Source organism: Candidatus Pelagibacter communis, assembly GCF_001179965.1.
Lineage (GTDB): Bacteria > Pseudomonadota > Alphaproteobacteria > Pelagibacterales > Pelagibacteraceae > Pelagibacter.
Map to the genome: position 1 here is coordinate 1 of NZ_CVSH01000005.1, position 2211 is coordinate 2211.

At 33.5% G+C, this 2211-nt stretch carries 3 protein-coding genes, 1 other RNA gene and 1 pseudogene; all 5 read right to left on the bottom strand.

Features of this window, described 5'->3' with window-relative positions; genetic code table 11:
* The coding region (gene ftsZ / locus AMN73_RS00170; RefSeq protein WP_075534315.1) for a cell division protein FtsZ at window positions 1–800 on the bottom strand (800 nt) is incomplete at its 3' end.
* Window positions 784–972, bottom strand: coding sequence for a hypothetical protein (locus AMN73_RS00175; protein ID WP_075534316.1), 189 nt, complete (start codon window positions 970–972; stop codon window positions 784–786). The genes ftsZ and AMN73_RS00175, both read right to left, overlap by 17 nt.
* Window positions 972–1427, bottom strand: coding sequence for a division/cell wall cluster transcriptional repressor MraZ (gene mraZ, locus AMN73_RS00180; protein ID WP_075534317.1), 456 nt, complete (start codon window positions 1425–1427; stop codon window positions 972–974). Before mraZ ends, AMN73_RS00175 begins: the two co-directional genes overlap by 1 nt.
* A gap of 144 nt (window positions 1428–1571) precedes the next feature.
* An RNA gene (gene rnpB / locus AMN73_RS00185) (RNase P RNA component class A) lies at window positions 1572–1929 on the bottom strand.
* A 42-nt stretch (window positions 1930–1971) separates the two neighbouring features.
* Window positions 1972–2211: pseudogene (locus AMN73_RS00190) on the bottom strand (N-acetylmuramoyl-L-alanine amidase); the annotation flags it as partial.

The window sequence follows — 2211 nt, forward strand, 5'->3', positions numbered from 1 at the left end:
TTTATTAGCAAACCTCTCGCTCCTCTTAATGAATAATCATCAATTAACGGATTATTTAAAGCCATCTCTGTAGCTTTTAATGCCCTGCCTTCACCTTCGGCTTCGCCTGTTCCCATCATGGCTTTACCCATACGGCTCATTACCGTTTCAACATCTGCAAAATCTAAATTAATTAATCCTTGTTTAACCATCAAATCAGTTACACTTTGAACACCGTGTCTAAGTACTCCATTTGAAAGTTTGAAAGACTCTTTTAATGTTGTTTTTTCATTTGCAACTTTGAAAAGGTTTTGGTTTGGAATGACAATAATTGTATCTACATGTTTTCTTAGCTCTTCCAAACCTTGTTGGCCTCTTCTCATCCTAGATGGGGCTTCATATAAAAAAGGAAGTGTGACTACTCCAACTGTTAAAATATTTAATTCTTTGGATGCTCTGGCAATCACATGAGCTGCACCAGTTCCAGTTCCACCGCCCATTCCTGCAGTAATAAAAACCATATTTGCACCTTTCAATAAATCCATAATTTCATTTAAGGATTCATCTGCAGCAGCTTGACCAATTTCAACTTTAGCACCTGCTCCAAGACCTTTTGTTAAATTAAGACCCAATTGTACTTTTTGTTTAGCTTTGCTTGCTTTTAGGTCTTGTGCATCTGTGTTTACAGCAACAAACTCTACACCTTCCACCCCAGATTCTATCATTTCGTTGATTGCATTCCCGCCTGCGCCCCCTACTCCTAAAACTAAAATCCTAGGTTTTAATTCTTTTATATCTGGTGCTCTAAAATTTATTGTCATTTATCCCCTCTTTGTTTTTTATTAAGTTATAGTTTTTTTCAAGTTTATCGAAAGTATCGGTCCAAAAATCATATGCCCAGGTACCCTTGATGGTTTTTTCCATTGCAGTTAAACAATTGTTTTGTAAATTCTCTATCTTCTGCATTAAAATAATTTGTTCCATCTTTCTCATTATTTTTCACCCATCTCTTTCCATTTAAGGCTTGCTCGATTTATATTAGATTTTTTTCTTGCTTGGACCTTAAATTTTTCAAATGCTGTTGGCTCCCAAATTTGGAAAGTCTTTCCTTGACCAACAAATAACATGTTATTTTTAATTTTAGCATGTTTTAATAGTTTTGGTGTTAAAGAAATTCTTCCTTCGCTATCAAACTGTAAATTAATACTTTCAGACAAAATTGATGTTGCAAAATAATCTTTTTTTTCCTCAAAAGGATTTAGTGCATCAATTGCACTTGATATTTTTTCTATTCTATCTTGTGACCAAGATTCGATAGATTGATTATTAAATGAAGGAAAACAAATTATTCCATTGTATCCAAGATTTGATAAATATGATCTAAAAGGTGCTGGCACTGACACCCTCCCCTTTTTGTCTATATTGTTTTTGTAAGTCGATAAAAACATAAAACATATTATCCCTTATAATCCCATATTTGGGAATATATGGGAATATATGGGTTTTCAACCTACACGTCAATATAATAATTTTTACCCATTCCCGGTCTTTAAGGTTGTTTAATATTCATGTTCTAAGGATTAAGTTTTAAAGTAGCTAGACAAACTATAAGCCGGGTTCTGTCTTTTAAACTCATCATTTATCTAGGCTTAAAATCACTTTTAAGCTCAAGCAACCAACCCTGATGACTAGCCAAAGACTGCTTTTAGTTATAAAACAATGTCATCTCTATTTGGTCTTGCTCCCGGTGGGGTTTTCCATGCGCTGACTGTTACCAGTTCAACCGGTGTGCTCTTACCACACCTTTTCACCCTTGCCTCGTTAAGGCGGTTTATTTTCTGTGGCACTGTCCCTGAGGTTGCCCTCGCCAGGAGTTACCTGGCACCGTGTCTTTGCAGAGTCCGGACTTTCCTCTTAAATTAAAATTTAAGCGATAAGTCATTTGTCTAGCATTCATTGAATACAAAAAATTGATCAAATTTTCAAGGTAATTTATATTATTATTAAGTTTTCGCTTATTTTTAAGCACTCTTTATCAATTTTACCATTTACTAACTCTGGTCTAAATCTCATTTGAAATGCCCTTACCATATAAAAAGTTTTACATTTTACATAGCCAATTTTAGAGATATTTTTCAAAAATAAATTTTTTTCAAATTTATCACATTTTTTTCTTCTCAATTTTTTCAAAATTATACTATTTACTTTATGCCATATTGAAAGTTTTTTTTT